Source organism: Bradyrhizobium sp. 2TAF36, from assembly GCF_052114925.1.
In the GTDB taxonomy this organism is placed as follows: Bacteria; Pseudomonadota; Alphaproteobacteria; order Rhizobiales; family Xanthobacteraceae; genus Bradyrhizobium; species Bradyrhizobium barranii.
Genome location: NZ_JBFRFR010000010.1, coordinates 36,032 through 49,666 on the forward strand (window position 1 = coordinate 36,032; position 13,635 = coordinate 49,666).

A 13,635-nucleotide genomic window follows, 5' to 3' on the forward strand; every position below is an offset into this window, starting at 1 on the left:
GCCGCGGCCTATCGATCAACCACCACCGTCTCGGAGTACTGGATCGCCCGGTCAAGCCGGGCGATGACAGTTGTGTGTGTCGCGACAGCTTAGTTCAGCCTGCGAAGAACTCGCGCAGCGCCTTTGCGGTGACGTCCGGGTTCTCCTCGGTGAGGAAATGGCCGGAGTCCACCGGCATGCCGTCGACGTTGGTCGCCCATTGCTTCCACGTATCGAGCGGCGTGGCGGCGGCCTGGGCGATGCCTGCGCCACCCCACAAGGCCAGCATGGGAATCGTGATCTTCTTGCCGGCTTCGAAATCGGCCTTGTCGAGGTCGTAATCGAAATAGGCGCCGGCGCGGTAGTCCTCGCACATCGCATGCACGCGGGCGGGATCGCGGAACGGGGCGATGTAATGTTCGAGTGCACGCTCGTCGATGGCGTCCAGCGTCTTCGACTTGGTCTGGCTCGCCATCTTGAAGCGCAGGAAGAACTCGCCATTGCCCGAGATCAGCGTCTCCGGCAGCGGCGCCGGCTGGGCGAGGAAGGTCCAGTGATAGATCTTCAGCGCGTAGGCGCGGTTCATCCGCTCCCAGTAATTATAGGTCGGCAGGATATCGAGCACGGCGAGCTTCGACAGCCGGCCGGGATGGTCGAGCGCAAGCCGATACGACACCCGGCCGCCGCGGTCGTGGCCGGCGAGCGCGAAGTGGACGTGGCCGAGCTGCTCCATCGCTTCCACCATCGCCTTGGCCATCGCGCGCTTGCTGTAGGGGATGTGCTGTGCATCGCTCTCGGGCATGTCGGACCAGCCATAGCCCGGCAGATCGGCGATGATCAGCGTGAACTTGTCGGCGAGCTGCGGCGCCACGCGGTGCCACATCACGTTGGTCTCGGAGAAGCCGTGCAGCAACAGCAGCGGCGGCCCCTTGCCGCCGACGCGGGCGAAGATGCGGCCCAAGGAGGTGTTGATCCATTCGGAGGCGAAGCCGGGGTAGAGGTCGGCGAGATCGGACATCTTCGGCATCCTTATCGGGTCAGTCCTGTCTGGTCAGTCCCGGGCCGCCTCGAACAAAAATGTCGAAAACAACCCCATGCACAGTAGCACGATGGTCACCTGTGAGGGTTGCTAACCCCAACAGGCGATTGCGCAATTTTGGAATGTCGATGTGGCGGAGCGGTGGCACGCGGCAATCTTGATGCCGGCGTGCGCGCAGTCCGGAAAAAAGCCTGTCAGCCCCGGGCCTTCTCGGCTTCCACCGCCTGCCAGCCGATGTCGCGGCGGCAGAAGCCTTCCGGCCAGTTGATGCGGTCGACGGCCTGATAGGCACGCGCCTGCGCTTCCGTCACGGTCTTGCCGAGCGCGCAGACATTGAGCACGCGGCCGCCATTGGCGAGGATCGCGCCGTCCTTCTCGACCGTGCCCGCATGGAAGATCTCGGCGGTGTCGACCTTGGCTGCGTCATCGAGCCCCTCGATGCGCGTGCCCTTCTGGTAGTCGCCGGGATAGCCCTTGGCCGCCATCACCACCGTGAGCGCGGATTCCGGATACCAGCGCAGATCGAAGTGCTTAAGCTCCCCGTCGCAGGCGGCGATGAACGCCGGCACGATGTCGGACATCATGCGCAGCATCAGCACCTGGCACTCGGGATCGCCGAAGCGGACGTTGAACTCGAACAGCTTTGGGCCCTGCGTCGTCAGCATGATCCCGGCATAGAGGATGCCGCGGAACGGCGTGCCGCGCTGCTTCATGCCGGCAACCGTCGGCAGGATGATCTTGGCCATGATCGCGTCGTGGATCGCGGGCGTGACCAAAGGCGTCGGCGAATAGGCGCCCATGCCGCCGGTGTTCGGGCCGAGATCGTGGTCGAACACCCGCTTGTGGTCCTGCGCGGAAGCGAGAGGGATGGCGGTCTCGCCGTCGCACAGCGCGAAGAAGCTGATCTCGCGGCCCGGCAGAAATTCCTCGATCACGACCTCGGCGCCGGCATCGCCAAAGGCGCCCTCGAACATCATGGCGATGGCGTCCTCGGCCTCGCGCACGGTCTTGGCGACCACGACGCCCTTGCCGGCGGCAAGGCCGTCGGCCTTGACCACGATCGGCGCACCCTGGCTCTGGACGTAAGCACGCGCATCATTGGCGTTGGTGAAGCGCTTGTAGGCGCCGGTCGGAATGCCGAATTCGGTGCACAGCGCCTTGGTGAAGCCCTTGGAGCTCTCGAGCTGCGCCGCCACCCCGCTCGGCCCGAACGCCTTGATGCCGGCGGCGGTGAGGTCGTCGACGATGCCGGCGGCCAGCGGCGTCTCCGGGCCGACCACCACGAGCTCGACCGCATTCGTCTTGCAGAAATCGATCACCGCGGCATGGTCGGCGACATCGAGCGCCACGCATTCCGCCTCCCGCGCGATGCCGGCATTGCCGGGCGCGCACCAGAATTTGGTCACCAGGGGGGAGGCTGCGATTTTCCACGCCAGGGCATGTTCGCGGCCGCCGGAACCGAGCAGGAGAATGTGCATCGAAGGCTCGAAATGAGGGGTTTTGCTGGGGCGGAGGTCGCACGAATCGCGGCGGGTCTCAAGGGGAAACGCCCACACTCCCCGTCATTCCGGGGGCGTGGCGAAGCCGCGAGCCCGGAATCCATAACCACCATCGTGAGTATGGATTCCGGGCTCGCGCCCAAGGGGGCGCGCCCCGGAATGACGGCGGAGAGAGGGGAACGCCCGAGGACGACAATCGCCGCTAAACCTGCCTCCCCGCAATGATCTCCTGCAACGTCGCCACATGCCGCGCGAAGGCGCCGCGGCCGACGGCGGTGGCGGTTACTGTGGTCTGCGGCTTCTTGCCGACGAAGGCCTTGTCTACCGAGACGTAGCCCGCCTTCGCCAGCGTCTCGATATGTGCGCCGAGATTGCCGTCGGTGGCGCCGGTGAGCTTTTTCAATCGCGAGAACTCCAGGCCAGCGGAGACCGGCAGCGCGTTCAGCGCCGCCATGATCTTGAGGCGCAACGGCTGATGGATGATGTCGTCGAGCTCGGCCATTGGCTAGATCCGCCGCATCCAGAGGCCGCCGAGGATCAGTCCGCCACCGTTGACAAAGGCCATCCAGAGCGGGAACGCCTCGCCGATGTAGAAGAAGCCGAACAACGTCAGTGCAGCGATGCCAAGACCGATCGCGACGAAGGCGTAGCCGAACCAGAGACCCGCCAGCGTATAGAACAGCATGAAGTAGAGCGGCCAGAACGCGCCGAGCTGGCGTGGGCCGAAATGGCCGACGACGTTGGTGCAGAGATAGCCGAAGGCGAAGAACAGCACGAAGACCAGAACGAGCCTGACATCGAAGGCGGCACCATGCGGACGGGGCGATGGATTGAGCAACCGGATTCCGACCAGACCACCGACGCCCAGAACGTCCACGGCAACCCAGGCGTGGACCGCGTAGACCGGCCAGAGCCAGGTCACGAGATTGCCTGCGAATACCAGGACTCCCCACCAGACTGCGGCGAGGCTTGCGAGCTCGTAGAGCTGCGATTGCTTCACGCGCTGGACGATGTCGTCGATGTCGGCCAGCGCTGCAGACGCCTCCTTGCTGTCGATCATGACTGGCCTGCTCCGCGCGTTGCCACGTCCTCGGCGATTGCATTGACCGCCTTCGGGTTGGTGACCATGCCCATGTGATTGACGCCGTCGATCATCTTGACGTCGATCGACGGCTTCACCGCCCGCACGGTCTCGGCATATTTGTCCGAGATCATCATCTCATCGTCGGCGCCGCCGAAAATCGTCATCGGGTGTGTCACCCCGGGCAGATCGAGGCGATAACCGCGTGTCGCAAAGTTGCGCATCAGGCGGTCGGAATAGGTAGAGGTGAGGTACTTGGCCGAATTCGCCGGCACGGCGAAGGCCAGCACTGGAAGCTGCGAACAACAGTCGATGCCGAGCTTGCGCAGCGCCGCCAGCCCGAAGTAGCGCGGAAGGTCAGCATTGGCCCAACCGCCGGCGTGCGGTTTGTTGGTCGGCGCGTCGTAGCCGAGATAGGGCGCGATCAGGACAGTGCGGACGAACAGGTCCTGCATGATCGGCGTCGCGGCAACACGCAACGAGAAGCCGGCGCCGGCGGAATGACCGATCAAGGTCAGTGGCAAATCGGGCGCGCTCTTGCGGACATGGGCGACGAAGTCGACCAGATCGTCCTCGAGCTGGCCGACATAGCCGATATCACCGCGCGTGCCGGAGGCGCCGTGGCCGCGCGTATCGAGTGCCCAGGTCTCGACGCCGTGCGCGGCGAATGCTGCCGTCAGGGCATGGTTCACGGTGCCGGAGGAACCGGACGATCCATGGATGAAGATGGCGCCGCGGTCGGTGGCCGTCCCCTTCGGCGCGTAGTGCCGGAAGCCAAGCCAGGTGCCATCGCGGGCCTGAAAGCGCTCGAGCGGTGGCAGCGTAGACCAGTCGATCCCCTTGGCGGAGTCCGAGACCGAGCGCATCTCCGCAGGCCGCTCCAGCGGCGTCGCGATCAGGGCGGTGAGCAGCAGCGCGACTGCGCCAACCGCGCACAGGCCCCATTTCAACAGGCTTAGAGAACCCCGCAGCAGCCGCATCGCCATCGCAAACTCCCTCGAACTGATCATTTATAGAGAACTCTATATTACAGAGTACTCTCCATATCAATCCCAGGATTGGCGCCGCGCGGCGAAAATCCTTAACGTCGGGTCTGACCCCAAAATGCCGAATCGTTTGCCGATGCCGCCTGCGGAACCACTGCTCAACGCCCCCGAATTCACCGTCTCCGAGCTCTCGCAGTCCCTGAAGCGGACGGTCGAGGACGCCTTTGGCCATGTCCGGGTCCGTGGCGAGATCTCCGGCTTCCGCGGCGCCCACTCCTCCGGCCACTGCTATTTCGCGCTCAAGGACGAGAGCGCCAAGATCGAGGCGGTGATCTGGAAGGGCGTGCACGGCCGGATGCGCTTCAAGCCCCAGGAAGGGCTCGAGGTCATCGCCACCGGCAAGCTCACCACTTATCCGGGCTCCTCGAAGTACCAGATCGTGATCGAGGCGCTGGAGCCGGCCGGCATCGGCGCGCTGATGGCGCTGATGGAGGAGCGCAAGAAGAAGCTCGCCGCCGAGGGCCTGTTCGACGAGGCGCGCAAGCAGTTGCTGCCCTGGCTGCCGGAGGTGATCGGCGTGGTGACCTCGCCGACCGGCGCCGTCATCCGTGACATCCTGCATCGGCTCGAGGACCGCTTTCCCCGCCACGTACTGGTGTGGCCGGTCAAGGTGCAGGGTGAAGGCTCGGCCGAGCAGGTCGCAGCCGCGATCCGCGGCTTCAACGCGCTGCCCGAGGGCGGCAAGATTCCGCGGCCCGATGTGCTGATCGTGGCACGCGGCGGCGGCTCGCTGGAGGACCTCTGGTCGTTCAACGAGGAGATCGTGGTGCGGGCGGCAGCCGAGAGCATGATCCCGCTGATCTCGGCGGTCGGGCACGAGACCGACATCACGCTGATCGACTTCGTCGCCGACAAGCGCGCGCCGACGCCGACGGCAGCGGCCGAGATGGCGGTGCCGGTGCGCAGCGATCTGTTCGTCGAGGTCGCCGATCTCGCGCGGCGCACCCGCGCCTATTGGCAGCGTGCCCATGAGAGCCGCCGCAGCGAGCTGCGCGCCGCCGCGCGCGCCCTGCCCGCGGCGGGCGATCTGCTCGCGATCCCGCGGCAACGGCTGGATTCAGCGGGCGCGTCGCTACCCCGCGGCCTCAAGGCCAACACGCACGCGCATTTCCGCCGGTTTACCGCGGCGAGCGCAAAGCTGACGCTGCGGGTGCTGCACGGGCAGATTTCGCAGGCCGATCACCGCCTCACCGTGTGCGGCGAGCGGCTCGGCCTGTCCGCGCGCTCGCTGCTGCGGCAACGGCGCGACCGTTTTGCCGGGCTGGAGGTGCGCTTGCGCGCCTCGAAACTTTCGAATGCGCAGGCGCAGCGCAACGCAATTGCCCGCCAGCGCGAGCGCACGCATCGTCTGGCCGAGCGCGCCAACCGCGCGCTTGTCACGCTGTTACAGCGGCTGGATGCCCGCATCGAGAACAGCGGCAAGCTGCTCTCGGCCTTGTCGTATCGCGGCGTGCTCGCGCGCGGCTTTGCTCTGGTACGGGACGAGGCCGGCCATCCCTTGCATTCGGCCGACGCGATTGGTCCCGGCGCACGCCTCGAGATCGAGTTTGCGGACGGCCGTGTCGGCGCGACGGCGGATGCGGATCGCCCGGCGCCGACGGCAAAGCGTGCGCCGGCGCAAGCAAAGCCGGCCGCGCAAGACGCAAAACCTGCGCCGAAGCGCGCGGGCAAGCCGGTGGATCAGGGCACGTTGTTCTGAGCGCTACGGCGGCGTTCCGCCCTCAGTGTCATTCCCCGCGAATGCGGGGAATCCAGTACGCCGCGGCTTCTCGGCTCAATCACTAACGTCTCGGAGTACTGGATCGCCCGGTCAAGCCGGGCGATGACAGCCAGTGTGGGACGCGTGTCGCCACAACCTCGTCATTGCGAGCGCAGCCCGCCTACCGGCAGGACAATCCCGCGTCGATCGTGGTCCAGAAGCCGCAATGTTCCGGCGCGATCATCGGCGCGCCGGCGTGGGCTTCGAACAGGAAGATCGCGACGGTGAAGACGATCAGTGCGGATGAGAACAGGACGAAGCGGTTGCGCATGAGGACTGCGTTTAATCGACATCGTGGTCGAACTAAGGCGCCGTCACCTGCTGAAACCGCCGCGACACGCGATACGTAGATTCACGGTCGGCCATACTCCGTGCAGGGCGGTGGTCGATGCGGGGCTGTCCGCCTAACGTTGTTCCTCGGGCGGCCCCGCTTCCGCCTTCGCTCTATCGAGCTACGGCGGGACAAGCCCGCTCCATCCGGGCTACAGGACCGCCCTCACCGCGCCAGCCACTCCGCGACTTCCTTCTGCGACTCCGCGCGCGCCTCTGCGTCCGTGCCGAGATGGCCGTGCTCGGGCGCGGCGGCGTCGGTGGTGCCGGCAGCTGCGTGCAGCGGCGTATTGGCGCGGTCGAAATCGTGATAGGCGCCGGGATAGACCACGATGCGCGTGAGCGCGCTGCGGCCGCGCGCGCCGTCGACCATCTGGCGGCAGGCCGGCGGCGACGAGACGTCGTCATTGGCGCCGATCAGCACCAGGGTCGGCACCCGCGCGCTCCAGCCGAGGCCGGCGGAGATCCGGCAATCCGGATAGAACGCGATCGCCGCGCGAAAATCCGGCCCGGCTTCGCGCGCGGCGCTCTGCGGACGCACGGCCCAGAGCAGCGCGCTGGCACCATTGGCCCAGCCGATCAGGCTGACGCGGTCGCGCGCGACCCAACTCTGCTTCACCAGCCAGGCGCGCGAGGCCGCGATGTCGGCGACGCGCTCGCGCCGCGCCTTGACGTGCATCTCCTTGACGCGGCATTGCGGCCCGAGCTCGCGCGAGCCGTAGCTGTCGGGCAGCAGAACGGCGTTGCCGGCCTTCAGCAGTTGCAGCGCCCAGTCGCGATAGCGCGGCAGCACCGATTCTGAATGATTGCCGAGGCCGCCGCAGCCATGCAGCGCGATCACGGTCGGAAACGGCCCCTCGCCATCGGGCTTGTAGAGCTGCCCATGCAGGATTCCGGACGACAGCGGAATGTCGACCTGCTGCGGCGCCGGCGCGGCGTGCGCGGCCGACATCAGCAGCATCATGAACAGGGTGGTCAGTCGAAGGCGCATCGGATTCTGCCGTGGAAGATGCCGGAACCGGCCATCCCTCGCGCGAAGCACTATCATGCGGAAACGGCGGCAAAACATCACAAACCGGTGGGTTTACCGGGCGGACAAGCCACCCTATCTATGCTAAATTCGGTGCAACACATCGTGCCCTCCAGGGTTTTCCACGGAGAGGCCTTCCACGGAGACTTTCGACCGTGCTGAACAAGTTCGGCCCCTCGGGCCATGGCGAAGCGCAGGTGCAATATCTCGACGGCGATTTCCGCGTGATCTCGCCGGGGACCTTCGTCCGTTGCGCGATCACCGACACGCGAATTCCGCTCGACGAATTGAAGTACTGGAGCGTGGATCTGCAAGAGGCCTACGCCACGCCCGCCGCCGTGCTGCAGCGGCATTTCCCCGGCGCGCTGAAGCCGCAGCCGTAGGGTGGGCAAAGGCGCCTCGCGCCGTGCCCGCCATCTCTTCACGACCGCAACGAACAATGTAGGCACGCTTCCGCCTTCGCTCGCTCAGCTTCGCGGACAATTCGCCTTGCCCACCCAACGATACCGAGTTCGTGGCATCGCGCGGCTATTGCGGCTCGGGACCATCCGCGCCCACACAGGTCTTGATGAAAGTCTTCCTGGTCTCACCGACCACTTTCTGATCGATCGCCTGCTTCAGACAATCGACCCGTGCCTGCGCCATGCAGAGCTGCATCTGATCGCGCTTGTCCTGGCCCTTCAGGCTTTGCGTCGTCGCAAGGCACGTGACGCGCTTGGTCGCGGGGACTGGCACCGTGCTGGTTGGAGCAGCGGGAGCCGTCGTCGGCGGCGTCTGCGCAAACACGGGCGCCATGATCAGACACAGAAGACTGGCAGCGACGGCTGCAGATGGCAGTTTCATCGGATTCTCCTGATCGTCTGGAACCGATAGGCGTCTGGCGAAGAATGTCGCCTGAATGGCGGGCCGCTACAGGGTGAGCAAAGGGTAGCTGTCCTGCCGGCGCCGCATGAGCGGCACAGCTTATCGCGCAGCAGGAGGATGGAGACGATGTTCGCGCGCACCTGAACTGCGCGCCTCGCCGCCGAAATGATCTCCGTCGCGCCGATCCGCGTTGCAACGAATTGCGCTTGCACTCCGTGGTAAGTCACTTCGCGCTGTGGTTGGATTTTTCGCTGCGGTTCGGCGCCCTTAAGTTGTTTGACGAAGTTCTGGTGAAACAGAGCGCTGCTAGAGTGCGCGTTAGGTAATTAGCCCTGCTGCTTTGTCGCACAGACCATCAAGTCAACCAAACGACCATTGAGCTTTGGAATTGGCGCAGTCTGTGAACGGGCTCACATCGGAAGAGCCATCTGACGGGCTACGATCACCTCGAAAATTCGCGGTGGATACTTTGTAAATCGAAAGTCAACGATGGGGGTGATCATGCCCACCATACTAGACATGCTCTATCGTGAATATTGCCGCGCCCGCCTCGCTGAAATGCGGAAACAGCTTCTGATCATAGCTCAACGCTCTGAAGCTTCCGAAGCGCATCATCATCTTGCGGATCAGGGTGACGATGAGAGGACGGACGCACAACGCAAGACCGGTCGCGGCGTGCCGCATTGAAGCGGCCCGAGACCGGCGAACTCTCCCGCGTAGCAGTGACCAAGCAATTGGCGGCAGTTTGGGAGCAAGCGATGAATACACCCGAATGCTATACTGTCATGGTGGCCTGCGTCTCGTGCCTGACCATCATCGGAATGATGGCTGTTGGAGCCTGGTGAGGGGACTGAGGGCTGAGCCGGGATTGCACGCCCTGAACGGGTCCGCTGGCAAGCACGTTCAGTCGGACCTGTGGCGCCGGACACAGCACGCGCCCTCCCGCATCGTCCGTCGATGGACGCCGGAAGGCCTTCGCCTCGCCTCAGCGCGCAGACCTGCTTTTTGCTGTGAGGTAAGCGTTGCCGCCGCCTGATACGATTGCGGCGGCATCGCTTGAGATCCGGATGTCAGCCTCCGGGCGGACTATACGAAGAGCGCAGCTTCGCCGCGTTCTGGCGGACCTGCTTGATCTCGTCCTGCGTGAACAGCCGGGTCAGTTTCACGTTCTGCAGGGTGCCCACCGTGACGGTCAGACCGGAGATGGCCGGAGCCGTGCTCGGATCAGGCACATCGAAAATCACCAAAACGCCCGGACCGTCGGCAGCAACGCTGTACATCGAAATCAGCTTGCCGCCGGCCGCTTCAATGAGTTTTGTCGCCGCCTCCTGGCGATTGATCGTGGGGTTTTCCAAAATGGCGTTGAGAGCGCGTGGTGTATATTGTCCAGTGAGGCAAAAATGCATGGCATGTTCTCCTCTGAGCTTTTGGCAATAACTCTCCGGCCGTTCCGAACTGATCGTAACGGTCTCGCATCTGAAATGATGATGGTACGTTGCCCGCCGTGGGCATAAACGCCGCCGATGATTGCCGGGAGTTCGGCACGTCCCGGTGACGGCTCTCATGCGAGGCTACATCAACTCCCGAACGTGCGGAAGACAATTCATCCGCCGCGACATGTCGCATATCGCAAGGCGCGCGGTGTTGGGCTACGGCGGAGCGCTTTGCCCACGCCAAGAAATCATCAAGAAATCATCAAGAAATCATCGCCTGCCGAACCGCCGCTCGCGCGCCTTGTAGAGATGATCGCTGATCAATTGCCGGAGCGCTGCCGGATCATCGAATTCGAGCTGCACCGCGAACGGCACGATGCCGTCGGGGACGCCTTCGCGGCCGCGGAGGCGCGCAAGATCCTTTTCCGTCGTCACCAGCGTGAGTTGCTCGCGCTGCGCCTCCGCTGCGAGCGCCGCGATCTCGTTCTGCGAAAACATGTGGTGATCGGCGAAGGGGCGCGTGCGCGCGACCTCGATGCCGCAGGCGCGCAAGCTGCGGAAGAAACGCGCGGGATCGCCGATGCCGGCGAACGCAAAGACTCGTTTGCCGAGGAGTTGCGCGACCGAGGCCGCATCCGGCTTCAGGCGCGCGCGCAGCTCCGGCTTGTTGCGCTTCGCAAGCTCCGCCGCGACATCGTTGGCGGCATGGCCATTGCCGATCAGCACCAGCGCATCGGTGCGCGCGAGCTGCGCCTTCAGCGGCGCGCGCAAGGGACCGGCCGGAAACACCTTGCCGTTGCCGAGGCCGCGCTCGCTGTCGATCACGATCAGGGAGGCGTCCTTCAGCAGGCGCGGGTTCTGGAAACCGTCGTCCATCAGGATCACGGTCGCGCCCCGCGACTTCGCGAGCGCAACGCCTTCGAGACGGTCGTGCGCGACCACGACAGGAACGTCGCGCACCATCATCAACGGCTCGTCGCCGATGTCGGAAGCGGTGTGGCGCTCGCGGTCGACCATGACCGGACCCTTGAGGCGCCCGCCATAACCGCGGCTGAGCACCACCGGCGTCTCGCCGAGCTCGCGCAACAGCTTCGTCAATGCGAGCACGGTCGGCGTCTTGCCGGCGCCGCCGACATGGTAGTTGCCGACGCAGATCACGGGGATGCCGGCGTCAAAGCCCTGGCGCAGCATGCGCCGTTCGGTGATCGCGCCATAGAGCAAGCCCAACGGCCGTAACGCATGAGACTTGAAGGAACGCGGCCGGTACCAGAAGGCCGGCTCACGCATTGGCGGCCCCCATCTCGATGGTGAGCTGCAGGAGATAAGGCTCGAGCGCCGTCATCGTGCGATTGAGCGCGCCGCCGAGATCCTCGACCACGCCTGAGCCTGCGCGCTGCATCCCGTCGCGCACCGTGGGATCGGCCAGCAGCTGGCCGAGCTGCTTGACCAGCGTCTCCTGCGTGTCGGCCTGGCGCGCGCCGCCGCTGCTATCAAGCGCCTCGTAGACATCGGCGAAGTTGAAGACGTGCGGACCATGGACGATCGCAGCGCCGAGCTTGATCGCCTCGATCGGATTCTGGCCGCCATGGCGGATCAGCGATCCGCCCATGAACACGACCGGCGAGAGGCGGTAGAACAGGCCGAGCTCGCCCATGGTGTCGGCGACATAGACGTCGGTCGCGGCCGTCGGCAATTCCTCGCGCGAGCGCAACGCCGGCTTCAGGCCCGACGCCGTGATCAAGCCGGCAATCGAGGTGCCGCGATCCGGATGCCGTGGCACGATCACGGTCAGAAGCTGCGGGAAGAAACCGACGAGGCTGCGATGCGCCGCGACCAGCATCTCGTCCTCGCCCGGATGGGTCGAGGCCGCGACGATGATCGGGCGGCCGCGCGTCATCGCCATCAGCCGCTCGAGCTTGGCGGGATCGGCCGGCGGCGCGGCCACGTCGAGCTTGAGATTGCCCGTGGTGACCACGTCGCGGCCGCCGAGCGCGGAGAAGCGCTCCGCATCGGTCTTCGATTGCGCCAGGCAAATGTCGAACCGCGACAGCAGCGCCGAGATGGTGCCGTACATCCGCCGCCAGCGCGGGAAGGAGCGCGGCGACATCCGCCCGTTGATCAGCACCATCGGCAGGCGGCGTGCGGCGCCCGCCAGGATCAGGTTCGGCCACAAATCGGATTCGATGAACAGCGCCAGCGAGGGCTTCCAGTGATCGAGGAAGCGCGCGACATAGCGCGGGGAATCATACGGCACGTATTGATGGATGACGTCGGGCGGAAACCGCTTTGCGACGACGGCGGCGGAGGTGACGGTGCCCGAGGTGAGCAGGATGCGAAGATTGAGGTCGCGCAGGCGCTCGATCAGCGCGGCTGCGGCGAGCACCTCGCCGACGCTGGCGCCGTGAATCCAGACCAGGGGGCCGTGCGGACGCACGTCCCGGGACAGGCCCCGCCGCTCGCCGACGCGCGCGGGATCCTCCTTGCCCTGCTTCAGCCGCCGCTTGATCAGCGCCGGCGCAAGCGGCACCAGGCCCGAGGCCAGGCGCCGGTACATCCGCAGCGTTATCGGCAGCGAATTAGCCATCTTGGGGCCCCGGACGGCCGAGTTGCGCATAGGCGCGGCGGGTCGCCTCGTTCAAGGTCTCTTCCAGCTCCAGCCGCAGCGCTTCCATGGTGGCGGCGTCGGCATCCGGCGGCACGTGGATTTCCTTGATCCCGACCAATGCGCCCCGCCCGAACGGCAGGTTGATGGTGGTGCGGTCCCAGTTCTTGAGCCGGATGAAGCGGCTGGTCGCCATCGCGAAAGGCATGATCGGCCGCCCCGATTCCCGTGCCAGCATGATGATGCCGAGCCCGGCCACGCGCGAGCGTTTGGGGACATCGGCGGTCAGCGCGACATTACAACCGTCCTGGAGCGTGTGCACCATTTCCCTGAACGCGCCCACCCCGCCCTTGCGGTGGAAGGCGCCGCCGTGGTCACCGGAACCACGGATGAGGCCGATGCCGAGCCGCTCGACGGCGATCGCGTTGAACTCGCCGTCGCGATGCCGCGAGATCAGGACCTTGGCCCGGTAGGAGTCCTTATTCCTGATGAAGGGCGTGAGGAAATGCTGGCCGTGCCAGAAGGCGAAGATCGCGGGGATCTGCGGCTCGACGATGTCATAGACGTCAGGCGGATCGAACGTGAATTTGTTGGTCCGCCAGACCAGACGCAGATATTCGGCCGCCAGAACCCCGACGGCACGCTGAAGCCAGCTGCTTCGCAGCGTATTGCGAAGCAGTTTTTTCAACGTGCCGGTTCTTGATTCGGGTCGAGCAGCCGATGGAGATGGACGATGAAGTAGCGCATCTGCGCGTTGTCGACCGTGCTCTGCGCCTTGGCGCGCCAGGCGACGTGAGCGGACGCGTAGTTCGGATAGAGGCCGACGATCTCGACGTCGTCGAGGTTCTTGAAGGTGTTGTGCTCGAGATCGAGCAATTCGCCGCCGATGACGAGATGCAGCAATTGTTGCGGGGCACTATCTGGCATGGGTTCTGTTCCTAACGGGCTGCCCGGCAAAGCAGTGTTCGAGAAG

Annotated in this window: 16 protein-coding genes; 3 read left to right on the plus strand and 13 right to left on the minus strand. The window is 65.3% G+C overall.

The genetic code is table 11. The features are described from left to right. Positions 1 to 94: 94 nt before the first annotated feature. The 5 genes from AB4Z51_RS07125 to AB4Z51_RS07145 form a co-directional block, all read right to left on the minus strand. Entirely contained in the window at positions 95 to 997 is a 903-nt protein-coding gene (locus AB4Z51_RS07125) for an alpha/beta fold hydrolase (RefSeq protein ID WP_085403434.1), read from the minus strand. Between the two features lie 215 nt (positions 998 to 1,212). Next, on the minus strand, positions 1,213 to 2,496 hold the full coding sequence (purD, locus tag AB4Z51_RS07130; RefSeq protein WP_085403359.1) for a phosphoribosylamine--glycine ligase: 1,284 nt from the start codon (positions 2,494 to 2,496) through the stop codon (positions 1,213 to 1,215). A gap of 223 nt (positions 2,497 to 2,719) precedes the next feature. After that, positions 2,720 to 3,019 (minus strand): winged helix-turn-helix domain-containing protein, encoded by a 300-nt coding sequence (locus AB4Z51_RS07135; protein ID WP_085403360.1) that lies wholly within the window; start codon positions 3,017 to 3,019, stop codon positions 2,720 to 2,722. A 3-nt stretch (positions 3,020 to 3,022) separates the two neighbouring features. Next, positions 3,023 to 3,577, minus strand: a complete 555-nt coding sequence (locus AB4Z51_RS07140; protein WP_135214809.1) for a hypothetical protein — start codon at positions 3,575 to 3,577, stop codon at positions 3,023 to 3,025. Further along, entirely contained in the window at positions 3,574 to 4,584 is a 1,011-nt protein-coding gene (locus AB4Z51_RS07145) for an alpha/beta hydrolase (protein WP_085403362.1), read from the minus strand. Before AB4Z51_RS07145 ends, AB4Z51_RS07140 begins: the two co-directional genes overlap by 4 nt. Before the next feature lie 136 nt (positions 4,585 to 4,720). Here AB4Z51_RS07145 and xseA point away from each other — a divergent pair, with 136 nt between their 5' ends. After that, complete coding sequence (gene xseA, locus AB4Z51_RS07150) at positions 4,721 to 6,343, plus strand: exodeoxyribonuclease VII large subunit (protein WP_085403363.1); 1,623 nt, start codon at positions 4,721 to 4,723, stop codon at positions 6,341 to 6,343. A gap of 181 nt (positions 6,344 to 6,524) precedes the next feature. Here the strand turns inward: xseA and AB4Z51_RS07155 are convergent, their stop codons facing one another. Beyond that, positions 6,525 to 6,674 (minus strand): hypothetical protein, encoded by a 150-nt coding sequence (locus AB4Z51_RS07155; protein ID WP_008130160.1) that lies wholly within the window; start codon positions 6,672 to 6,674, stop codon positions 6,525 to 6,527. A gap of 225 nt (positions 6,675 to 6,899) precedes the next feature. Beyond that, complete coding sequence (locus tag AB4Z51_RS07160; protein ID WP_441497192.1) at positions 6,900 to 7,724, minus strand: dienelactone hydrolase family protein; 825 nt, start codon at positions 7,722 to 7,724, stop codon at positions 6,900 to 6,902. A 194-nt stretch (positions 7,725 to 7,918) separates the two neighbouring features. Between AB4Z51_RS07160 and AB4Z51_RS07165 the strand changes: the two genes are divergently transcribed. Next, positions 7,919 to 8,146, plus strand: a complete 228-nt coding sequence (locus AB4Z51_RS07165; RefSeq protein WP_014491939.1) for a DUF2093 domain-containing protein — start codon at positions 7,919 to 7,921, stop codon at positions 8,144 to 8,146. 145 nt (positions 8,147 to 8,291) lie between these two features. Here the strand turns inward: AB4Z51_RS07165 and AB4Z51_RS07170 are convergent, their stop codons facing one another. Continuing rightward, positions 8,292 to 8,606, minus strand: a complete 315-nt coding sequence (locus tag AB4Z51_RS07170) for a hypothetical protein (protein WP_085403365.1) — start codon at positions 8,604 to 8,606, stop codon at positions 8,292 to 8,294. 510 nt (positions 8,607 to 9,116) lie between these two features. Between AB4Z51_RS07170 and AB4Z51_RS07175 the strand changes: the two genes are divergently transcribed. Beyond that, positions 9,117 to 9,314, plus strand: a complete 198-nt coding sequence (locus tag AB4Z51_RS07175; RefSeq protein WP_223153847.1) for a hypothetical protein — start codon at positions 9,117 to 9,119, stop codon at positions 9,312 to 9,314. 383 nt (positions 9,315 to 9,697) lie between these two features. Here the strand turns inward: AB4Z51_RS07175 and AB4Z51_RS07180 are convergent, their stop codons facing one another. The 5 genes from AB4Z51_RS07180 to AB4Z51_RS07200 form a co-directional block, all read right to left on the minus strand. Continuing rightward, positions 9,698 to 10,033 (minus strand): GYD domain-containing protein, encoded by a 336-nt coding sequence (locus tag AB4Z51_RS07180; protein ID WP_063985608.1) that lies wholly within the window; start codon positions 10,031 to 10,033, stop codon positions 9,698 to 9,700. Between the two features lie 297 nt (positions 10,034 to 10,330). Continuing rightward, a complete protein-coding gene (gene lpxK, locus AB4Z51_RS07185; RefSeq protein WP_071909517.1) occupies positions 10,331 to 11,347 on the minus strand; it encodes a tetraacyldisaccharide 4'-kinase in 1,017 nt (338 codons plus the stop codon). Beyond that, on the minus strand, positions 11,340 to 12,674 hold the full coding sequence (locus tag AB4Z51_RS07190; RefSeq protein WP_085403366.1) for a 3-deoxy-D-manno-octulosonic acid transferase: 1,335 nt from the start codon (positions 12,672 to 12,674) through the stop codon (positions 11,340 to 11,342). Before AB4Z51_RS07190 ends, lpxK begins: the two co-directional genes overlap by 8 nt. Continuing rightward, positions 12,637 to 13,350: a lysophospholipid acyltransferase family protein gene (locus AB4Z51_RS07195; protein ID WP_085403367.1), complete on the minus strand. Its 714-nt coding sequence runs from the start codon at positions 13,348 to 13,350 to the stop codon at positions 12,637 to 12,639. Before AB4Z51_RS07195 ends, AB4Z51_RS07190 begins: the two co-directional genes overlap by 38 nt. Further along, complete coding sequence (locus AB4Z51_RS07200) at positions 13,347 to 13,589, minus strand: DUF4170 domain-containing protein (RefSeq protein WP_014491932.1); 243 nt, start codon at positions 13,587 to 13,589, stop codon at positions 13,347 to 13,349. The genes AB4Z51_RS07195 and AB4Z51_RS07200 overlap by 4 nt, the downstream gene beginning before the upstream one ends. Positions 13,590 to 13,635 lie beyond the last annotated feature (46 nt).

Bases quoted from the DNA above. Each gene is read 5' to 3' on its own strand.
- AB4Z51_RS07125 (WP_085403434.1), bottom strand. From the start codon at position 997: ATGTCCGATCTCGCCGACCTCTACCCCGGCTTCGCCTCCGAATGGATC.
- purD (WP_085403359.1), bottom strand. From the start codon at position 2,496: ATGCACATTCTCCTGCTCGGTTCCGGCGGCCGCGAACATGCCCTGGCG.
- AB4Z51_RS07135 (WP_085403360.1), bottom strand. From the start codon at position 3,019: ATGGCCGAGCTCGACGACATCATCCATCAGCCGTTGCGCCTCAAGATC.
- AB4Z51_RS07140 (WP_135214809.1), bottom strand. From the start codon at position 3,577: ATGATCGACAGCAAGGAGGCGTCTGCAGCGCTGGCCGACATCGACGAC.
- AB4Z51_RS07145 (WP_085403362.1), bottom strand. From the start codon at position 4,584: ATGGCGATGCGGCTGCTGCGGGGTTCTCTAAGCCTGTTGAAATGGGGC.
- xseA (WP_085403363.1), top strand. From the start codon at position 4,721: ATGCCGCCTGCGGAACCACTGCTCAACGCCCCCGAATTCACCGTCTCC.
- AB4Z51_RS07155 (WP_008130160.1), bottom strand. From the start codon at position 6,674: ATGCGCAACCGCTTCGTCCTGTTCTCATCCGCACTGATCGTCTTCACC.
- AB4Z51_RS07160 (WP_441497192.1), bottom strand. From the start codon at position 7,724: ATGCGCCTTCGACTGACCACCCTGTTCATGATGCTGCTGATGTCGGCC.
- AB4Z51_RS07170 (WP_085403365.1), bottom strand. From the start codon at position 8,606: ATGAAACTGCCATCTGCAGCCGTCGCTGCCAGTCTTCTGTGTCTGATC.
- AB4Z51_RS07175 (WP_223153847.1), top strand. From the start codon at position 9,117: ATGGGGGTGATCATGCCCACCATACTAGACATGCTCTATCGTGAATAT.
- AB4Z51_RS07180 (WP_063985608.1), bottom strand. From the start codon at position 10,033: ATGCATTTTTGCCTCACTGGACAATATACACCACGCGCTCTCAACGCC.
- lpxK (WP_071909517.1), bottom strand. From the start codon at position 11,347: ATGCGTGAGCCGGCCTTCTGGTACCGGCCGCGTTCCTTCAAGTCTCAT.
- AB4Z51_RS07190 (WP_085403366.1), bottom strand. From the start codon at position 12,674: ATGCGCAACTCGGCCGTCCGGGGCCCCAAGATGGCTAATTCGCTGCCG.
- AB4Z51_RS07200 (WP_014491932.1), bottom strand. From the start codon at position 13,589: ATGCCAGATAGTGCCCCGCAACAATTGCTGCATCTCGTCATCGGCGGC.